The organism is Halomonas saccharevitans, assembly GCF_900116405.1.
GTDB lineage: Bacteria > Pseudomonadota > Gammaproteobacteria > Pseudomonadales > Halomonadaceae > Halomonas > Halomonas saccharevitans.
Map to the genome: position 1 here is coordinate 61,126 of NZ_FPAQ01000008.1, position 18,024 is coordinate 79,149.

Annotated in this window: 14 protein-coding genes; all 14 read left to right on the forward strand. The window is 68.7% G+C overall.

Features of this window, described 5'->3' with window-relative positions; genetic code table 11:
- Positions 1-7: 7 nt before the first annotated feature.
- Complete coding sequence (locus BM388_RS05600) at positions 8-1,627, forward strand: methyl-accepting chemotaxis protein (protein ID WP_089848059.1); 1,620 nt, start codon at positions 8-10, stop codon at positions 1,625-1,627.
- 54 nt (positions 1,628-1,681) lie between these two features.
- A complete protein-coding gene (locus BM388_RS05605; protein WP_245781467.1) occupies positions 1,682-3,409 on the forward strand; it encodes a methyl-accepting chemotaxis protein in 1,728 nt (575 codons plus the stop codon).
- Between the two features lie 88 nt (positions 3,410-3,497).
- Entirely contained in the window at positions 3,498-5,663 is a 2,166-nt protein-coding gene (locus BM388_RS05610) for a methyl-accepting chemotaxis protein (RefSeq protein WP_089848061.1), read from the forward strand.
- 20 nt (positions 5,664-5,683) lie between these two features.
- A complete protein-coding gene (locus BM388_RS05615) occupies positions 5,684-6,538 on the forward strand; it encodes a CheR family methyltransferase (protein WP_089848124.1) in 855 nt (284 codons plus the stop codon).
- A 93-nt stretch (positions 6,539-6,631) separates the two neighbouring features.
- The gene (locus tag BM388_RS05620; protein WP_089848063.1) at positions 6,632-7,693 is read left to right on the forward strand and encodes a protein-glutamate methylesterase/protein-glutamine glutaminase; all 1,062 of its coding nucleotides are present in this window, start codon (positions 6,632-6,634) and stop codon (positions 7,691-7,693) included.
- Between the two features lie 62 nt (positions 7,694-7,755).
- Positions 7,756-9,462 carry a methyl-accepting chemotaxis protein gene (locus BM388_RS05625; protein ID WP_089848065.1) on the forward strand — a complete coding sequence of 569 codons (1,707 nt, stop codon included), beginning with the start codon at positions 7,756-7,758 and terminating at the stop codon, positions 9,460-9,462.
- Positions 9,463-9,534: 72 nt separating this feature from the next.
- Complete coding sequence (gene cheY / locus BM388_RS05630; RefSeq protein ID WP_089848067.1) at positions 9,535-9,924, forward strand: chemotaxis response regulator CheY; 390 nt, start codon at positions 9,535-9,537, stop codon at positions 9,922-9,924.
- Between the two features lie 33 nt (positions 9,925-9,957).
- Complete coding sequence (cheZ, locus tag BM388_RS05635; protein ID WP_089848070.1) at positions 9,958-10,650, forward strand: protein phosphatase CheZ; 693 nt, start codon at positions 9,958-9,960, stop codon at positions 10,648-10,650.
- 134 nt (positions 10,651-10,784) lie between these two features.
- Positions 10,785-11,951, forward strand: a complete 1,167-nt coding sequence (gene flhB / locus BM388_RS05640) for a flagellar biosynthesis protein FlhB (RefSeq protein ID WP_089848126.1) — start codon at positions 10,785-10,787, stop codon at positions 11,949-11,951.
- An 8-nt stretch (positions 11,952-11,959) separates the two neighbouring features.
- Positions 11,960-14,032, forward strand: coding sequence for a flagellar biosynthesis protein FlhA (gene flhA / locus BM388_RS05645; protein ID WP_390882395.1), 2,073 nt, complete (start codon positions 11,960-11,962; stop codon positions 14,030-14,032).
- A gap of 3 nt (positions 14,033-14,035) precedes the next feature.
- Positions 14,036-16,300, forward strand: coding sequence for a flagellar biosynthesis GTPase FlhF (gene flhF / locus BM388_RS05650; protein ID WP_089848074.1), 2,265 nt, complete (start codon positions 14,036-14,038; stop codon positions 16,298-16,300).
- Positions 16,297-16,794: a hypothetical protein gene (locus BM388_RS05655; RefSeq protein WP_139233897.1), complete on the forward strand. Its 498-nt coding sequence runs from the start codon at positions 16,297-16,299 to the stop codon at positions 16,792-16,794. The genes flhF and BM388_RS05655 overlap by 4 nt, the downstream gene beginning before the upstream one ends.
- Positions 16,791-17,216 (forward strand): flagellar protein FlhE, encoded by a 426-nt coding sequence (locus BM388_RS05660; RefSeq protein ID WP_089848078.1) that lies wholly within the window; start codon positions 16,791-16,793, stop codon positions 17,214-17,216. Before BM388_RS05655 ends, BM388_RS05660 begins: the two co-directional genes overlap by 4 nt.
- Positions 17,217-17,279: 63 nt before the next feature.
- The gene (locus BM388_RS05665; RefSeq protein WP_089848080.1) at positions 17,280-17,984 is read left to right on the forward strand and encodes an RNA polymerase sigma factor FliA; all 705 of its coding nucleotides are present in this window, start codon (positions 17,280-17,282) and stop codon (positions 17,982-17,984) included.
- The last annotated feature ends 40 nt before the right edge of the window (positions 17,985-18,024 follow it).

Below are 18,024 nucleotides of genomic sequence, written 5' to 3' on the forward strand. Positions count from 1 at the left end.
CGGCACAATGCGGCAACTGACAACAACACAAAAGCTGTGGGGATCGCTCGGACTCATCTGGCTGGCCATGCTACTCATGGTCGGCTGGAGCGCCTGGGAGACCCGCCAGACCATGCTCGAAGAGCGGCGCGCGGCTCTCGAGGTCTACATCGACCTGGCAATGTCGACCCTCGAGGGCCAGGCCGAGCGAGTCGCGGCTGGTGACATCGACCGCGAGACGGCCAAGACGCAGGCCGCATCGCTGATCAAGGACATGCGCTACGACGAGGGTCGCGGCTACTTCTATATCTTCAACGACGACTTCGCCCTGCTCAGCCATCCGCGCCTGCCGGTGGGCACCGAGGTCGGCGATTTCCAGAACGTCGAGGACCGCTACCTGTTCCGCGAATTCGCCGAGGACGTCGCTCAGGACGACGGCTACGTCGACTACCTCTGGCCCCATGAGGAGGGGAGCGAGCCCGCCCCGAAGTCCTCCTACCACGAGCGCTTCGCCCCCTGGGGCTGGACCGTCGGCACCGGCGTCTACATCGACGACATCAATGCCGCCTTCGTTTCCTCGTTGACCAGCACGCTGCTGGCCCTGCTGGTCATCGGCGTGCCGGTGAGCCTGCTGATGGTGATGGTGATCCGCGGTGTGACGCGTGCCCTGGGCGGCGACCCGCGCTATGCCGCCGAAGCGGTGGGGATCATCGCCGACGGCGACCTCACGCGGGAGGTGCGGCTGCGCGCTGGCGACACCGGCAGCCTGCTCTACGACATCGAGCGCATGCGCCGTGCCCTGGCCACCACCATCGGCGAGATTCATCGCGACAGCGACGCCGTCAACACCGAGATGGTCGCGCTCGGCGCGGGCAACGACGAGCTGGCTACGCGCACCGAACAGCAGGCCGCGGCCCTGGCCGAGACCGCCTCCAGCATGGAGGAGCTGACCACCACGGTGCACCACAACGCCGAGCACACCGAGCGTGCTCGAACACTGGCCGGCGACACCTCCGCAAACGCCGCCGGCGGCCGCTCGGCGATGGAGGACGTGGTAGGCGCGATCAACGAGATCAACGACAGCGCCACCCAGATGACCACCATCGTCGACACCATCGACGCCATCGCCTTCCAGACCAACATCCTGGCGCTCAACGCCTCGGTGGAGGCGGCGCGCGCCGGCGAACATGGCCGCGGCTTCGCCGTGGTGGCCGAAGAGGTGCGCAGCCTGGCCAGCCGCTCGGCCACGGCGACCCGCGAAATCAAGGCGCTGATCGAACGCTCCGACGCCAAGGTCGTCGAGGGCACCCGTCGGGTCAAGGAGACCGACGAGCTGATCGCCGGCATGGCCCGAGACGTCAGCCAGCTCAGCGGCCTGGTGGACGAGATCTCCACCGCCACCCGGGAGCAGAGCCAGGGCATCGAGCAGATCGGCGTGGCCGTCACCCAGATGGATCGCATGACCCAGCAGAACGCCGGCCTGGTGGAAGGCAATACCACCGCCGCCCGACACCTGACGACCCAGGCGCAGCGCCTGCGCGAGCGGGTAGCGCATTTCCGCGTCGACCTCGCACGCGGCGAGCAGGACGCACCAAGCGCCCTGCCCGCCGAGCGCGTGCGCGAGGCCCGCGAGCCGGCCGAGGCCTGAACGGCCCTTCGATCACCGGGGCGGCCGGACGCCGCCCGACAACAGGAGAATCACGTGAAGCTTCTCGACAACATGACCGTCAGGGTCAGTTGGAGCCTGGTGCTTGCGGTCTTCGCCGCGCTGATCCTGGTCCTGAGCAGTCTCGGGCTCTATACCGTGCGCTATAGCGAAGACTCGCTGCGCACCCTCAACGAGGTGAACGTCGACCAGGCCTCCACGCTGAATCGAGCCAATGCGCAGATGCTGTTCGCGCAGATGGAACTGCGCAATCTCCACGCGCGCCTTGGCCAGGCCGTCTGGCCGGATGAGCGGGAAGCGGTAAAAGCCGAGGCCGCGGCACTGACCGAGACCTTCGCCGGGATCGAAACGACTCTCCAGGAATTCCTCGCCCTGCCGCGCCAGCCGGAGCAGCAGGCAAGAATCGCTGCCGTCGAGGAGAGCTTCAAGGCGCTGATGAACGAGGGGCTGCGTCCCCAGCAGCAGGCGCTTGCCGAGGGCAGCGCCGAGGCCTTCTCGATCCTCAACGACGAAGTGGAGACACTTACCCAGCGCTTCTACGACGACGCGGTGACCTTCTTCGTCGCCGCCGAGCAGAACGGTCGCGCCCTGTATGGCAACTTCTTCGAGCAGGTCAGCCTCCTCGAGCTCCTGATGATCGCCGCCCTGGTGGTCGCCGCCCTGACCATCGTTGGGGTGCTGTGGGGCGTGACCGTCAACGTCATTCGCCCCCTAGCACGACTGGTCGGCTACTTCGAGCGCATGGAGAAAGGCGATCTCGCCCAGACGATTCCGCGGCTGGGCGACAACGAGATCGGCCGGCTCTACGCCTCGCTCGAGCAGATGCAGCACGGGCTGGCCGAGACGGTGGGCAGGGTGCGCACCAGCGGCGATGCCATCTACCAGGGCTCCCAGAGCATCGCCAGCGGCAACAACGATCTCTCCTCGCGTACCGAACAGCAGGCGGCCTCCCTGGAGGAGACCGCCTCCAGCATGGAAGAGCTCTCCTCCACCGTGGGACAGAACGCCGAGAACGCCCAGCAGGCCAGCCAGCTAGCCGCCGAGGCCACCCGCACCGCGAGGCAGGGCGGCGAAGTCGTCGGCGAGGTGGTCGAGACCATGCACCGGATCAGCAAGGGCTCCCACCAGGTGGCGGAAATCATCGGCACCATCGACGCCATCGCCTTCCAGACCAACATCCTGGCGCTCAACGCCTCGGTGGAGGCGGCGCGAGCCGGCGAGCACGGCCGCGGCTTCGCCGTCGTCGCCCAGGAGGTTCGCAGCCTGGCCAGCCGCAGCGCCGATGCCTCCAGCGAGATCCGCGGCCTGATCAAGGCCTCGGTGCAGCAGGTCGATGCCGGCACCGCCAGCGTCGATCAGGCCGGCCAGACCATGGAGGAGGTCGTCCAGGCTGTGCAGCGGGTCAGCGACATCATGGACGAGATCGCCGCCGCCTCCAGCGAGCAGAGCAACGGCATCTCCCAGGTCAACGAGGCCGTTACCCAGATGGACCAGGTCACCCAGCAGAATGCCGAGCTCGTCCAGCAGGCGGCCAACGCGGCCAACCGGCTGGAAGACGAGGCGAGCCAGCTCAGGGTCGCCGTGACACGCTTTCGGATCGATCCGCAGGCCGCCGAGGAGAGCCGCCCGCAAGACGCCGACGCGACCAGCGATCTGGCTCGCTGGATGCCGTCGCTGATGCAGGCCCAGAAGCCGGAACGTCCCGCCGCGGTTCAGGAGCACGACGGCCGGAAGGCGCGCGACGACGAGTGGGAATCCTTCTGACACACACCGGCGCCACGTGCCTCCAGTGACGGGAGGCAGGCTATAAAAACTAAAACACCTATCCATTTGGCTTAGCAAAGGATATTGCATGCGAAACAATCAGCCCGTTACCCAGCGTGAGCGCCCGCTCGAAGACGAGCACTACCTGATCTCGCGCACCGACCTCAAGGGTCGCATCACCTATGCCAACCCGGCCTTCATCGAGGTCAGCGGCTTCAGCCACGAGGAGCTGATCGGTGCTCCCCACAATCTGGTGCGCCACCCGGACATGCCGGAGGCGGCCTATCAGAACCTCTGGGAGACGCTGGAGGCCGGAGAGCACTGGCAAGGGCTGGTCAAGAATCGTCACAAGAGCGGCGATCACTACTGGGTGGAGGCGAGCGTCTCGCCGGTGCTCGAGAACGGCACGGTCGTCGGCTACGCCTCGGTCCGGGTCAAGCCCACGCGCGAGGCGATCGAGAAAGCCGAAAAGGCCTATGCGCTGATCCGCGAGGGCAAGAACCGGCACTTCACCCTGGATCACGGCCAGCTGCGCCGTCGCGGGCTGATCGGTCGCCTGGGGCGTCTCAACCTGCTCAGCCTGCGGGCCCGCGTGGTGACCATGGTGGTGGTGGCAGGCCTGCTGCTCTCGGCGAGCGGCGCCATGGGACTCTACGGGCTGCAGGTCTCCGGCGAGCGCCTCCAGGCCCTGGATCGCGACGGCCTGCAGGACGTGGCCCGGCTGCAGCAGATCGATCAGCTCGCCACGCGCACTTATCAGTCGCTATCCCGCGGCAAGCGCTTCGAGCTCATCGAGAACAAGGAGCAGCATGCCGATCGACTGCAGGCGGCTCAGGCGTCGCTAGCCGCGCTGTGGCGCGACTATCGGGCCCGCGAGGTCAACCAGGGGGGAGCCGCCGAGGCCTTCGACGAAGACCTCAACCGCTATCTCGAGGAGGGCCTGGGAGGTGCCATCGCGCTGTTCCAGGCCGAGGAGAAGTTCGAGATGTTCACCAGCCTGCCGCCGCACATCGAGGAGATGCAGGCGATGGGGGAGGAGCTCTCCAACGAGGTCAACGCACTCATCGAGAGCAAGCAGACCGACGCGGCCCTGCTGGCCACTGAAGCCCGAGAGGGCCAACAGCAGATGCTGATGGCCCAGGCCGGCATGCTGGCCATCGGCCTGCTGGCGCTGATCGTGATCGGTGCGCTGACCCTGCGCGCCATTCTGCGCCCGCTGCGCGATGCCCAGGCCTTCACCCTGCAGATCGCCTCGGGCAACCTCGCCGCCGACGTGCCGCCGCGCCGTCGCGACGAGCTGGGTCGCCTGATGGAGACGCTGGACATCATGCGTAAGAGCCTCGGCAGCATCGTCGGCGACGTCAACGGCGGCATCCGCGTGGTGACACCGGCCGCACGGGATATCGCGACGGGCAACGAGGACCTCTCCGCGCGCACCGAACAGCAGGCCGCCTCGCTGCAGCAGACCGCCTCGAGCATGGAGGAGATGACCACCACCGTGCAGCACAACTCGGACAACGCCCGTCAGGCCAGCGGCCTGGCCTCCGAGAACGCCGAGCGCACCCAGGAGACCGGCGAGCTGATGCACCAGGTCGTGAATACCATGGGTCAGATCACCGCGGGCTCGCGCAAGATGACCGAGATCATCAACGTCATCGACTCCATCGCCTTCCAGACCAACATCCTGGCGCTCAACGCCTCGGTGGAGGCCGCGCGCGCCGGCGAACAGGGCCGCGGCTTCGCGGTGGTCGCCGGCGAGGTGCGCAAGCTGGCCGGCCGCAGCGCCGACGCCGCCAGCGAGATCCGCGAGCTGATCGACGGCTCGGCCCGCCAGATCGACGACGGTGCCGAGCTGGTGCGTCGAGCGGAGACCTCTCTCAGTGCCGTCATGGAGGCTTCCACCCGGGTCAACGACATCATGAGCGAGATCACCGCCGCCTCCGAGGAGCAGAGCAACGGCATCGGCCAGATCAACCAGGCCGTGGTGGAGATGGATCAGGTGACCCAGCAGAACGCCGAACGGGTCCAGGCCTCGGCGCGCGCCGCCAGCGAACTCGAACAGCAGGCCGACCTGCTCGGCAACGCCATCGCCGCCTTCCGTTTGCGCGGCGCAGGCATGGAGCGAGCGCCCTCCCTGGCGGAGCGCCGCACGCACGCCGAGCCCCCCGCCACATCAACATCCTCTGGTCGTGAGGCCGCGCACCGGCATTCGCCGCGCCAGTCAGAGACCGTCGAGGAGTGGGAGGAATTTTGAACGAGCCCCGAAGCATCGACATGCCCGCGGAGGAGAGCGGCTGGGGAGGTAGTCGGCTCGAGCGCGATCTCGAGCTGACCGACGCCGATTTCTCCAGGATCCGCCAGCTGATCTATCAGCGGGCGGGCATCGTGCTCGCCGAGCACAAGCGCGAGATGGTCTACAGTCGCCTGGCGAAGCGGATGCGCCACCACGGCCTGACTCGCTTCGCCGACTACCTGGCGCGCCTGGAGCGACAGCCCGAGGCGCGCGAGTGGGAGGCCTTCACCAACGCCCTGACCACCAACCTCACGGCCTTCTTCCGCGAGGCGCACCACTTCCCCCTGCTCGCCGATCACGTGGGTTCGCGTCAGGGCAAGGTGCGCATCTGGTGCGCCGCGTCCTCGACCGGCGAGGAGCCCTACTCGATCGCCATGACCCTGATGGAGACGCTGGGATCGCGCGCCACTCAGGCCGAGGTGGTGGCGACCGACATCGACACCGAAGCCCTGGCCCGGGCCCGGGCCGGCATCTACCCGCTCGAGCAGGTGTGCAAGCTCGACGAGGCGAGAACCAAACGCTTCTTCCAGCGCGGCAAGGGGGCCCACAGGGGCTTCGCGCGCATCCGCCCGGAGGTCGCGGCGATGATCGACTTTCAGCCGCTCAACCTGCTCGCGCCCCAGTGGCCGGTGAGCGGCCCCTTCGATGCGATCTTCTGTCGTAACACCATGATCTATTTCGACAAGACCACGCAGAAGCGGATCCTCGAGCGCTTCGCTCCGCTGCTAAAGCCCGACGGCCTGCTGTTTGCCGGCCACTCCGAGAGTTTTTCCTACATTACCGATGCCTTCCGGCTGCGCGGCCAGACGGTCTACGTCCGCACGCCCGGGCGCTGAACGTTAAAGTCTTGCCCCCGCGAGCCGATAGACGTTGCACGGTTAGCCTCGGCGGCCTATTCACAGACCGCCAAGACAACAGGAGACGACCCCTTGAGCGCCAACCCCATCAAGGTGCTGTGTGTCGATGATTCGGCGCTGATACGCGACCTGCTGACGGACATCATCAACCAGCAGCCCGACATGGAGGTCGTGGCCGTGGCCCCCGATCCCCTGGTGGCGCGCGACCTGATCAAGCGGCACAACCCCGACGTCCTGACCCTGGACGTGGAGATGCCGCGCATGGACGGCCTCGATTTCCTCGAGCGCCTGATGCGCCTGCGTCCCATGCCGGTGCTGATGGTCTCCTCGCTGACCCAGTCAGGCTCCGAGATCACGCTGCGTGCCCTGGAACTGGGCGCCGTGGACTTCGTGGCCAAGCCCTCGCTGGGTATCCGCCACGGCATGCTGGAGTACGCCACGGAGATCGCCGAGAAGCTGCGCGCCGCGGCGCGCTCGCGCCCCCGTCAGGCGCGCCGCCCCAGCGCGCCCGGCCCCCAGCCGCTCAAGGCGCCCATCGTGTCGAGCGAGAAGCTGATCATCATCGGCGCCTCCACCGGGGGCACCGAGGCGATTCGCCAGGTGCTCGAGCCGCTGCCGGCCAACAGTCCGGCGATCCTGATCACCCAGCACATGCCGGGCGGTTTCACCCGCTCGTTCGCCGAGCGCCTCGACCGCCTGTGCCAGATCAGCGTCAAGGAGGCCGTCGACGGCGAACGCATCCTGCCGGGTCACGCCTATATCGCCCCCGGCGACGCCCACCTCAAGCTCGCACGAAGCGGCGCCAACTACGTCGCCCGCCTCGACGATGGTCCGCCGGTCAACCGCCACCGCCCCTCGGTGGATGTGCTGTTCCACTCCGCCGCCACCCAGGCGGGGCGCAACGCCATCGGCGTGCTGCTCACCGGCATGGGCAAGGACGGGGCCGCGGGCCTGCTGGAGATGCGCCAGGCGAACTCCGCCACCCTCGCTCAGGACGAAGCCAGCTGCGTGGTCTACGGCATGCCCCGCGAGGCCGTCGCCCTGGGCGCGGCGGCCGAGGTGCTGCCACTGGAAGAGATCGCACCCCGCCTGCTCTCCCTGGCGGCGGCTTCGGGACGCGCCCAGCGGGTATAGACGCCAGGACGCGCAACGTCATCGGGCAGGCGCCCGATGCCAACTCAGAAGGAAACGCCGGCATGACACGTCTCTTGCGTAACATCAGCATTCATGCGGCCATAGTGGCCGTCCTGGCCTGCTTCGTGGCGTTCATCGCCGCGGTGGCCATCATGGGGCAGCTGACCAGCCGGGCGGCCAACGATGCTCTGAAGACCCTCGACCAGATCAACGTGGCCCAGCTCAACGAGATCGGCCGAGCCGATGCCCTGCTGACCGGCACCCTGCTGGATCTCGAGACGGCCGCCAACTACGCCATGCTGGGCCAGCAGGACAGGGCCCTCCAGCGCCAGGCATCGGCGCTGAATCAGCTCGAGCGTGCCGAGGCCCGCTTCGAGGCCTTCGCCGGCGTGCCGCGCACCTCCCAGGGCGAGGCGCTCGGCGAGCGGGTCGAGTCGACCTTCAACCAGATGCTCGTCCTGGCCCGCCAGCAGTACCAGGCCCTCGCTCAGTGGGACACGCCCGAGTTCAACGCGCTGCGAGGACAGATGGAGACGCCGGCCAACGCCCAGGATGCGGCCATCACCGAGTTCTTCCGCTATGCCGATGAGCGCGGCGCCACGATGCTGGCCGAGTACCACGACACCGAGACCCTGCTCCAGCGCATCGAGCTGGCCCTCCTGGCCCTCGTGGCGCTGCTGGTGGGCATGATCTACGTGGGCCTGCGCAAGATCATCATCACGCCCCTGCAGACCGCCGTGGAAACCCTGGAGAGGATCGCCAAGGCCGACCTTTCCGGCCAGATCCGGGTGCTGAGCCGCAACGAGATCGGCAAGCTCTTCACCGCCATGCGCGACATGCAGCAGAGCCTGATTCGCATCGTCAGCGACGTGCGTGACGGTACCGACTCCATCCACGTCGGCAGCCGCGAGATCGCCGGTGGCAACAACGACCTCTCCTCGCGCACCGAACAGCAGGCCGCCTCCCTGGAGCAGACCGCCTCGAGCATGGAAGAGCTCACCGCCACCGTTAGGCAGAACGCCGACAACGCCCGCCAGGCCAACGGCCTCGCCCAGGAGGCCACCCAGACCGCCGAGCGGGGCGGCCAGGTGGTCGAGCAGGTGGTGCAGACCATGCACGGTATCGCCGGCAGCTCCCAGAAGGTCGCCGACATCACCGGGGTGATCGACTCCATCGCCTTCCAGACCAATATCCTGGCGCTCAACGCCTCGGTGGAGGCGGCCCGGGCCGGCGAGCACGGCCGCGGCTTCGCCGTGGTGGCCGAGGAAGTACGCAACCTGGCCAGCCGCAGCGCCGACGCCGCCAAGGAGATCAAGGGACTGATCGACGGCTCCGTGACTCAGGTGCAGGAGGGCTCGGCGCTGGTCGAGCAGGCCGGCAAGACCATGCAGGACGTGGTCAACTCGGTGCGCCGGGTGACCGACATCATGGACGAGATCTCGGCGGCCTCCCAGGAGCAGAGCGACGGCATCGAGCAGGTCAGCCAGGCCGTGGGCCAGATGGACCAGGTCACCCAGCAGAACGCCTCGCTGGTGCAGGAGGCCTCGTCCGCCGCCGCCTCGCTGGAAGAGCAGGCCGACCGCCTCGAGCAGGCGGTGGCGGTCTTCAAGCTGACGGAGGGCCAGCAGAGCACCGCGCCCAGCGGCGGGGCGCCACGGCCCGAGGCGGCGCCAAAGCGCGATGTGCCGCCCGCCGCCCCCGCAGCACCTTCTTCTCCCGCACGGCCCGCGCGCCAGGCGGCCGCCGAGGAAGAGTGGGAAGAATTCTGATTCGTCTGATTTAACAGCGGTCGGCACCGACGTGCCGGCCCCGCATATGCCACGACTGAAAGAGGATATCCGATGGCAGACAAGAACATGAGCATCCTGGTGGTGGATGATTTCCCGACCATGCGCCGCATCGTGCGCAGCCTGTTGAAGGAGCTCGGCTTCACCAACGTGGAGGAGGCCGAGGACGGCCAGGACGCCCTGAACAAGCTCAAGGCCGGGGGCTTCGAGTTCGTGGTCTCGGACTGGAACATGCCGAACCTCGACGGCCTGGAGATGCTCAAGCAGATCCGTGCCGACGACGACCTCAAGGAACTGCCGGTGCTGATGGTGACCGCCGAGGCCAAGAAGGAGAACATCATCGCGGCGGCCCAGGCGGGCGCCAACGGCTATGTCGTCAAGCCCTTCACCTCGGCCACCCTGGAAGAAAAACTCAACAAGATCTTCGAAAAACTGGGCATGTAAGGCGGCCGGCAGGCCCGGCACCAAGGAGCGAGGATGATGAGCAACGAAACGCCGTCCCAGGATCCCCCGCAGGAGGCCAGCGACGAGCTGGTTCAGCGGATCGGGCAGCTGACGCGCATGCTGCGCGAGAACATGCGCGAGCTGGGACTCGACAAGGAGATCGAACGGGCGGCCGAGGCGATCCCCGATGCCCGTGATCGCCTCAGCTACGTGGCGACCATGACCGAGCAGGCAGCCGAGCGCGCGCTCAACGCCATCGACCGGGCCCAGCCGCTGCAGGACGATCTCAGCGACCGGGCCGAGGCGCTGGATGCGCGCTGGGCAGAGTGGTTTGCCGAGCCCAAGGAGCTCGACGAGGCGCGCGAGCTGGTCCAGGATACCCGGCAGTACCTGGGCGACGTCCCCCAGCGGACCCAGGCGACCAACCAGGAACTGCTCGAGATCATGATGGCCCAGGATTTCCAGGACCTGACCGGCCAGGTGATCAAGAAGATGATGGACGTGATCCGCGAGATCGAGCATCAGCTGGTGCAGGTGCTGATCGATGCCGTGCCTCAAGGCAAGGCACGCGAGGATCTCCAGAAGCGCGCCACGGACCAGTGGCAAAACGATGAACGGCGCCGAGAGGAGGGCCTGTTGAACGGCCCTCAGGTCAAGCCCGAGGCAGAAGGCATCGTCACCGGCCAGGACCAGGTCGACGACCTGCTGGACGAACTCGGCTTCTAACCCCTTCCCACCCCGCTCCTGATCGGGCCGAGAGTCGCGGATAAGACCGCGATTACCGGCCCTTTTTGACGCATCACCCCTTCCCCCCCAGCGACACAATGGCCAGGGTCCGCACGACTGCCCGGTGAATGGCCATGGCCGACCAAGACAGCGACCAGGAAAAGACCGAGGAGGCCACGCCACGACGACTGGAAAAGTCGCGCGAGGAGGGCCAGGTCGCCCGTTCCCGGGAGCTGGCCACCTTCATGCTGCTGCTGGCCGGCGTCGGTGGGCTCTGGTCGATGGGCGGCCTGCTCTACGACCAGCTGGGCGTGGTCATGGAGCAGGCCTTCCTGTTCGAGCGGCGCCAGGCGCTTCACACCACGCCGATGCTCACCACCGCGCTGGACCTCGGCGAGCGCACGCTCTACGCCCTGATGCCGCTGTTTCTGCTTCTGACGGTGGTGGCTCTGGTCGCCCCGGCACTGCTCGGGGGCTGGCTGATCTCGGCCAAGTCGCTCAAGCCGCAGCTATCGAAGCTCAACCCCGCCAAGGGCCTGAAGCGCCTGTTCGGCGTCCAGGCGCTGGTGGAGTTGGCCAAGGCGATCGCCAAGTCGCTGCTGGTGGGCAGCGTGGCCGTGACGTTCCTCTACCTGAACCGCGGCGACTTCATGGCGCTGATGGATCAGCCGATCCAGCAGGCGCTGGCCAAGGCGATGGGGATGGCCGCCAAGGCCTGCGGCCTGATGGTGCTGACCCTGCTGGTGGTGATCCTGATCGACGTGCCCTACCAGCTGTGGAGCCACGCCAAGAAGCTGCGCATGAGCAAGGACGAGGTGAAGCGCGAGCACAAGGAGTCCGAGGGCGACCCTCAGGTGAAGGGGCGCATTCGCCAGCAGCAGCAGGCGATGGCGCGCGGCCGCATGATGAGCAAGGTGCCGGAGGCCGACGTGATCATCACCAACCCCTCGCACTACGCCGTGGCGCTGCAGTATCAGGAGACCGGCATGTCGGCGCCGCGGGTCATCGCCAAGGGCGCCGACGAGGTCGCCGCTCGCATCCGCGAGGTCGGCGAGGAGCACGGCGTGCCCCGGCTGGAGGCGCCTCCGCTGGCCAGGGCGCTGTATCACCACGTGGATCTCGACGCCGAGATTCCGGCCGACCTGTTCACCGCCGTGGCCGAGGTCCTGGCCTGGGCCTTCGGCCTGAAACGCGCAGCCAAGGAGGGCGGCGAAGCCCCGCCCTCTCCCGAGAATCTTCCGGTGCCGGCCTCTCTCGAGGTTCCGGCACGCGACGCCGATACTGATGAGGCACGTCCATGAAGGCCTTGATGAACCAATACCTGGGCCAGCGCGACTGGATGGCCCACGTGCCCATGAAGCTGCTGGCCGGCCCGCTGCTGATCCTCATGATCCTGTCCATGATGATCCTGCCGCTGCCGCCCTTCATCCTGGACCTGCTGTTCACGTTCAACATCGCCCTGGCGATCATGGTGCTGCTGGTGAGCATGTTCACCCAGAAGCCTCTGGATTTCGCCGCCTTCCCGGCCGTGCTGCTGTTCACCACCCTGCTGAGACTGTCGCTCAACGTCGCCTCGACCCGCATCATCCTGATGGAGGGCCACCAGGGCGGCGACTCGGCGGGCAAGGTGATCGAGGCCTTCGGCGAGTTCCTGGTCGGCGGCAACTTCGCCGTGGGCCTGGTGGTGTTCCTGATACTGGTGATCATCAACTTCATGGTCATCACCAAGGGCGCCGGGCGCATCGCCGAGGTCGGCGCCCGCTTCATGCTCGACGCCATGCCGGGCAAGCAGATGGCCATCGATGCCGACCTCAACGCGGGGCTGATCGGCGAGGACGAGGCGCGGCAGCGGCGCAGCGACGTCTCCCAGGAGGCGGACTTCTACGGCTCCATGGACGGCGCCAGCAAGTTCGTGCGCGGCGACGCCATGGCCGGCCTGGTGATCATGGTGGTCAACGTGATCGGCGGCCTGCTGATCGGCATGCTCCAGCACGACATGGGCTTCGCCGACGCGGCGCGCACCTACACCCTGATGACCATCGGCGATGGCCTGGTCGCCCAGATTCCCGCCCTGGTGATCTCCACCGCCGCCGGCGTCACCGTCTCCCGGGTCACCACCGACCAGGACGTCGGGCAGCAGATGATCAGCCAGCTGTTCGTCAATCCCCAGGTGTTGATCCTGGCGGCCGCGGTGATGGGCCTGCTGGGGCTGGTGCCGGGCATGCCCAACCTGGTGTTCCTGATCTTCACGGCGCTGCTGGGCGGGCTGGCCTGGTGGCTGATGCGCCAGAAGGAGCGCCGCCTGGTCGAGAAGGAGATCGCCACCGAGGCGCCCCCCTCGCCCGAGGCCCCGGAGGCCAGCTGGGAAGACGTGCAGCTGGTCGATACCCTGGGCCTCGAGGTGGGCCATCGGCTGATCCCGCTGGTGGATGCCCGCCAGCAGGGCGAGCTGCTCGGTCGCATCAAGAGCGTACGCAAGAAGTTTGCTCAGGAGGTCGGCTTCCTGCCGCCGGTGGTGCACATCCGCGACAACCTGGAACTCGGCGCCAACGCCTACCTGCTGACCCTCAAGGGCGCGGAGATCGGCCGCGCCGAGGCCTTCCCCGGGCAGTGGCTGGCCATCGATCCGGGCCAGGTGACCGGCGAGCTCAAGGGCGTGGCGACCCAGGATCCCGCCTTCGGCCTGCCGGCCATCTGGGTCGACGGCAGCCAGCGCGAGCATGCCCAGGTCTACGGCTACACCGTGGTGGACGCCAGCACCGTGGTGGCCACCCACCTCAACCACCTGCTCCACCGCCACTCGGCCGAGATGCTCGGCCGCGCCGAGGTGCAGAAGCTGCTCGACAAGCTCAAGGAAGAGCAGCCGGGACTGGTGGACGACATCGTGCCCAAGGCCATCTCTCTCACGGTGCTGCAGCGCCTGCTGCAGAACCTGCTCGAGGAGGAGGTCTCGATCCGCGACATGCGCACCATCCTCGACGCCCTGGCCGAGCACGCCCCGCAGCAGCAGGATCCCCATGAGCTCACCGCGCTGGTGCGCGTTGCCCTGGGCCGCGGCATCACCCAGCAGTGGTTCGCCGGCCGCGACGAGCTCAAGGTCATCGGCCTGGACAGCCAGCTCGAGCAGATCCTGACCCAGGCGATGAACGGCAACGGCGCCCTGGAGCCCGGCCTGGCCGATACGCTGATGACCCAGACCGAACAGGCGCTCGAGCGCCACGAGGCCAGCGGCGAGCCGCCGGTGATGGTGGTGCAGCACAACCTGCGGGCGATGCTCGCGCGCTTCCTGCGCCGCCGCCTGCGCCATCTCGCGGTGATGTCCCAGGCCGAGATTCCCGACGATCGCACCTTGCGCGTCACCACCGTAGTGGGAGGTCGCTGATAGATGAGCGTGATTCGATTCGTGGGCCAGACCAGCCGAGAGGCGATGCGCCAGGTGCGCGAGTCGCTCGGCGACGATGCCTTGATACTGGCCAACCGGCACACCGAGCAGGGCGTCGAGATCCTCGCCATGGCCGACGACGCCGTGGAGGGCATGACCGCCGCGCCGGCGCCCTCACCGGCGGCCCCGTCGACTCCCCCGCCTTCGCCTGCCGCCGCGCCCGCCCTGCCGACCGGCGAGGCGGCGGTCGATGGACAGGCGCTGCACGCCATGAGCGAGCAGCTGCTGCGTGAGATGCAGGACATGCGCACCCTGCTGGCCCGCGAGCAGACGCGTCACGCGCCGGCCCGCGACGGCCGCACGCGCTTGAAGCGCCTGCTGCGCGAAGCCGGCTTCGGCGAGGCCCTGACCGACGAGCTGCTGGCCGCCCTGCCGGCCGAGCTCGACGCTGCCGAGGGCGACGACGAGCGCCCGCTGGCCTGGCTGCAGCGCCGGCTGGCGTCGCGACTCGCGGTCCTCGAGGAGGAGGAGGGCTTCTTTTCGCCGCCCGGCATCGTCTCGCTGGTCGGTCCCACCGGGGTGGGCAAGACCACCACCACGGCCAAGCTGGCGGCGCGCTTCGTGCAGCGCCACGGCGCCGATCGGGTCGCCCTGATCACGACCGACAGCTTCCGCATCGGCGCCCACGAACAGCTGCGCATCTATGCCGAGATCCTCGGCATTCCGATGCATGCCCTGGCCCCCGACCAGCCGATCGACAGCCTGGCGCCGCTGCTCCGGGGACGGCGCTGGGTGATCATCGACACCGTGGGCATGAGCCAGCGCGATCACCGCATCATCGAGCAGATCGCCCAGCTGCAGGGCGGGCGCGTTCGGGTGCGGATGGTACTGCTGCTCAACGCGGCCAGCCAGCCGGAGACCCTGGAGGAGGTGGCCAGCCGCTATGGCCAGGCCGCCCGCGCCGCCGGGTCGGAACTGAACGACTGCCTGCTGACCAAGCAGGACGAGGCCGGCCGCCTGGCGCCCGCCATCGAGACGGTCCTGCGCCATGGGCTGCGCCTGGCTTTCGTCTCCCACGGCCAGCGCGTCCCCGAGGATCTCGCCCTGGCCGATCCCCGGGCACTGGCCATTCAGGCGCTCGCCACCCGCTCGCCCCTGCCGCTGGATGAGGCGCCGGCGACACCCCGCCCCCGGGCGACGACCAGCGACCTGCTGGGACAGGGGCGGCAGCTCTCTTCCGCCCTGAGCGGGCTGCGTCGCGGGCTGGCCGGGGTCACCGACCTCGAGGCGGCCTGGGATCTTACCGCGCTGCCCGAGGAGCTGCAGGCCCCGCGCCTGGACGCCCTGCTCGAACGAGCGGCCGAACAACAGGCGCGCGTGGCCATGCTCTGGGCCCCGCGGCGCCCGCTAAAGGGCCGCAACTGGGCGATGCCCGACCTCGGCCTGGACGCCCACGGCCACTGGCTGGCACTGCCGGACCTGCAGCACCGACAGAGCGCCGGCCCGCTCAATCGGTTAATCCGGGCCGAGGCGGAGCAGGGTGTCAGGGTGCACCTGCTGCCCGGCCTGCCGGATGCCGAGACCTGGCGGTGGCTGATCGAGAGCGAGAGCGAGAGCGAGGGCGAGGGCGAGGGCGAGGGCGAGAGCATCTGGTCAAGCCAGGTCCGCGCCGGCCAGAGAGTCCGTCACGGCGGCGAGCGTCGCGCGCTCTCTGAGCTGGCCGCGCTGGCGACCCCCGCGACGACGGTCGAGGCGCGCCTGCGCGGCCAGCCGTGCCGCGTCGCGCTGTCACGGCTCAGCGTCACGGCCGCCCCGAACCCACGCAGGGAACAGGGTTCCGAGACGCCCCTTGAAGCCTGGTTCGCCGAGCTGAGCGATCCCGAGAGCGGCGACGCGCTGGGACGACGCTTCTGGCTGACGACCTGCCGTCACCCCGAGGATGCCGTGCCCTTGCTGCTGCGCTATCTCCAGGCGGAAGGAGTCGCCCAGCAGACACGGCGCGCCGAGGAGCGCCTGGTGGAGCTGCTGCCCGCCCGGACGCGCCCCGAGCTGCGCCTGCTGCTGGCTGCCGGCATCGCGACCCAGGCCAGCCACCTCGAGCACATCGGTGACGAGGCCGGCCAGGATCTGCGCGCGGAGCTGCTGGGCCTGGTGGGCGGCCGCCGTCGCCGCCGCGACACCGCGCTGCTCGAGGCGCTGCTGACGCTGTTCAGCGCGCGAGACGCCATGCGCCAGCTGGGCGCTGCCAGCGTGGAGAACATCGAGTGAGCGCGTTCGACCAGGCGGCGGGCCTCCGCCAGTGGGCCGGCGCGCAACGCGGCCCTGCCTCGCCAGGCGCACAGGCCCCCGCACCTCGCGCCAACACCAACGGGGCGCCGCCGAGGACGCTGGTGGTAGTCGGGTTACCGGGCAGTTCTCCCGACCAGGCCGGCCGGGTCATGACGCTGCTCGAGCACTGGGCGGCCGAGGGGCTGCGCTGGGTAAACGACCCGGCGCAGTGGCGGGTGGTGCCCCTGGCGATCAGCAGCCCGCACCTGCCGCTGTTGCTGACCCAGCAGTCACGCTGGGCGCTGTGGGTGGGCAGCGATCCGGACGCCTTTCGCCGCGCCTTCGCGCTGCTGAGCCGGCTTCACGAGCGACAGGGGCCGCGCCGGCTGCTGGCCGTGCACGCCCCCGACCTGCCCCGCCGGGGGCTCTTGAACAACCTGCAACAGGCGGCCTGGCGCTACCTGGGCATCGATCTGCTGGTGATGGCGTCATGAGGCCCTCGAGAAGATTCGCCCCGCGCCCCGACCGTCGATGCTGGCCGGCCCTGGCGCTGCTGCTGGCCGTTGCCAGCACCGAGCTTCAGGCCGCCGGCAGCTGGATCGCCGAGGCCCCCGCGCTGCGCGTCAGCGTGATCGGGCGCGATACGGTGTCCGCCGCCCTGCGGCCGGGCGGCATGACAGCCGAGGGCGAGGCCATCACCAGCATCACCTGGCGCTACCGGTTGCCGCCGGGCCGCGCCCTGAACGCCCGGCTCTGCCACCCGGCCGGCTGTGTGGCGCTGCCCGCCATGCGCGGCACCACCCGCGCGCTGGCCGGGCTGCCAGCCGATGCGCCGCTGGCGTTTCACTTCTCGCTGCCCCGGGGAGAGGATCCGATCAGGGTCGGCGGGCTGCAGGTGATCGTGAACCATCGGTAAAACCGAATCCGGCAACGCCACCCCGAAGCGCGGGTGGCTGCCGGCCAGCTGTGAGGCACGAGGATGTATACCGCACAAGGGAAGATCGATCAGAGCGCACTGCTGACGGAGTACCTGCCGATGGTGCGCCGCCAGGCACTCGCCCTGCAGGTTCGGCTGCCCGCCAGCATCGAGCTGGACGACTTGATCCAGGCCGGCACCGTGGGACTGCTGGAGGCCATGGGCCGCTTCAATGCGGGACAGGGCGCCAGCTTCGCGACCTTCGCCAATCAGCGGATCCGCGGCGCCATGCTCGACGAGCTGCGCAGCCGGGACTGGCTGCCGCGCAGCGTGAGGCGCAGCGCCCGAGCCGTGGACGCCGCCGTGCGGCGGCTGGAGCAGGAGTTGGGGCGCGCGCCCGAGGAGACGGAGATCGCGGCGACGCTCGAGATGCCCCTGGCCGACTACCGGCGCCTGCTCAACGACACCAACAGCGGTCAGCTGCTGCCCTTCGAGGAGCTGATGGCCGAGGGCGGCGAGTCGCGGCTCGAGAGCCGCGCCCTGGAAAGCCCCTTCTCGCAGCTGCTGGATCAGGAGAAACGCCAGCGGCTGGTCGAGGCCATCGAGGAGCTGCCCGAGCGCGAGAAGCTGCTCATGGCCCTCTACTACCAGGAAGAGCTCAACCTGAAGGAGATCGGCGCGGTGCTCGGCGTGTCGGAATCCCGGGTCTGCCAACTGCACAGCCAGGCGGTCAGCCGCCTGCGGGTTCGACTCGCCGAGAACGGCTGACGCCGACGCTTCGGTGAGCGCCAGGAGGCGAGAGACCGGA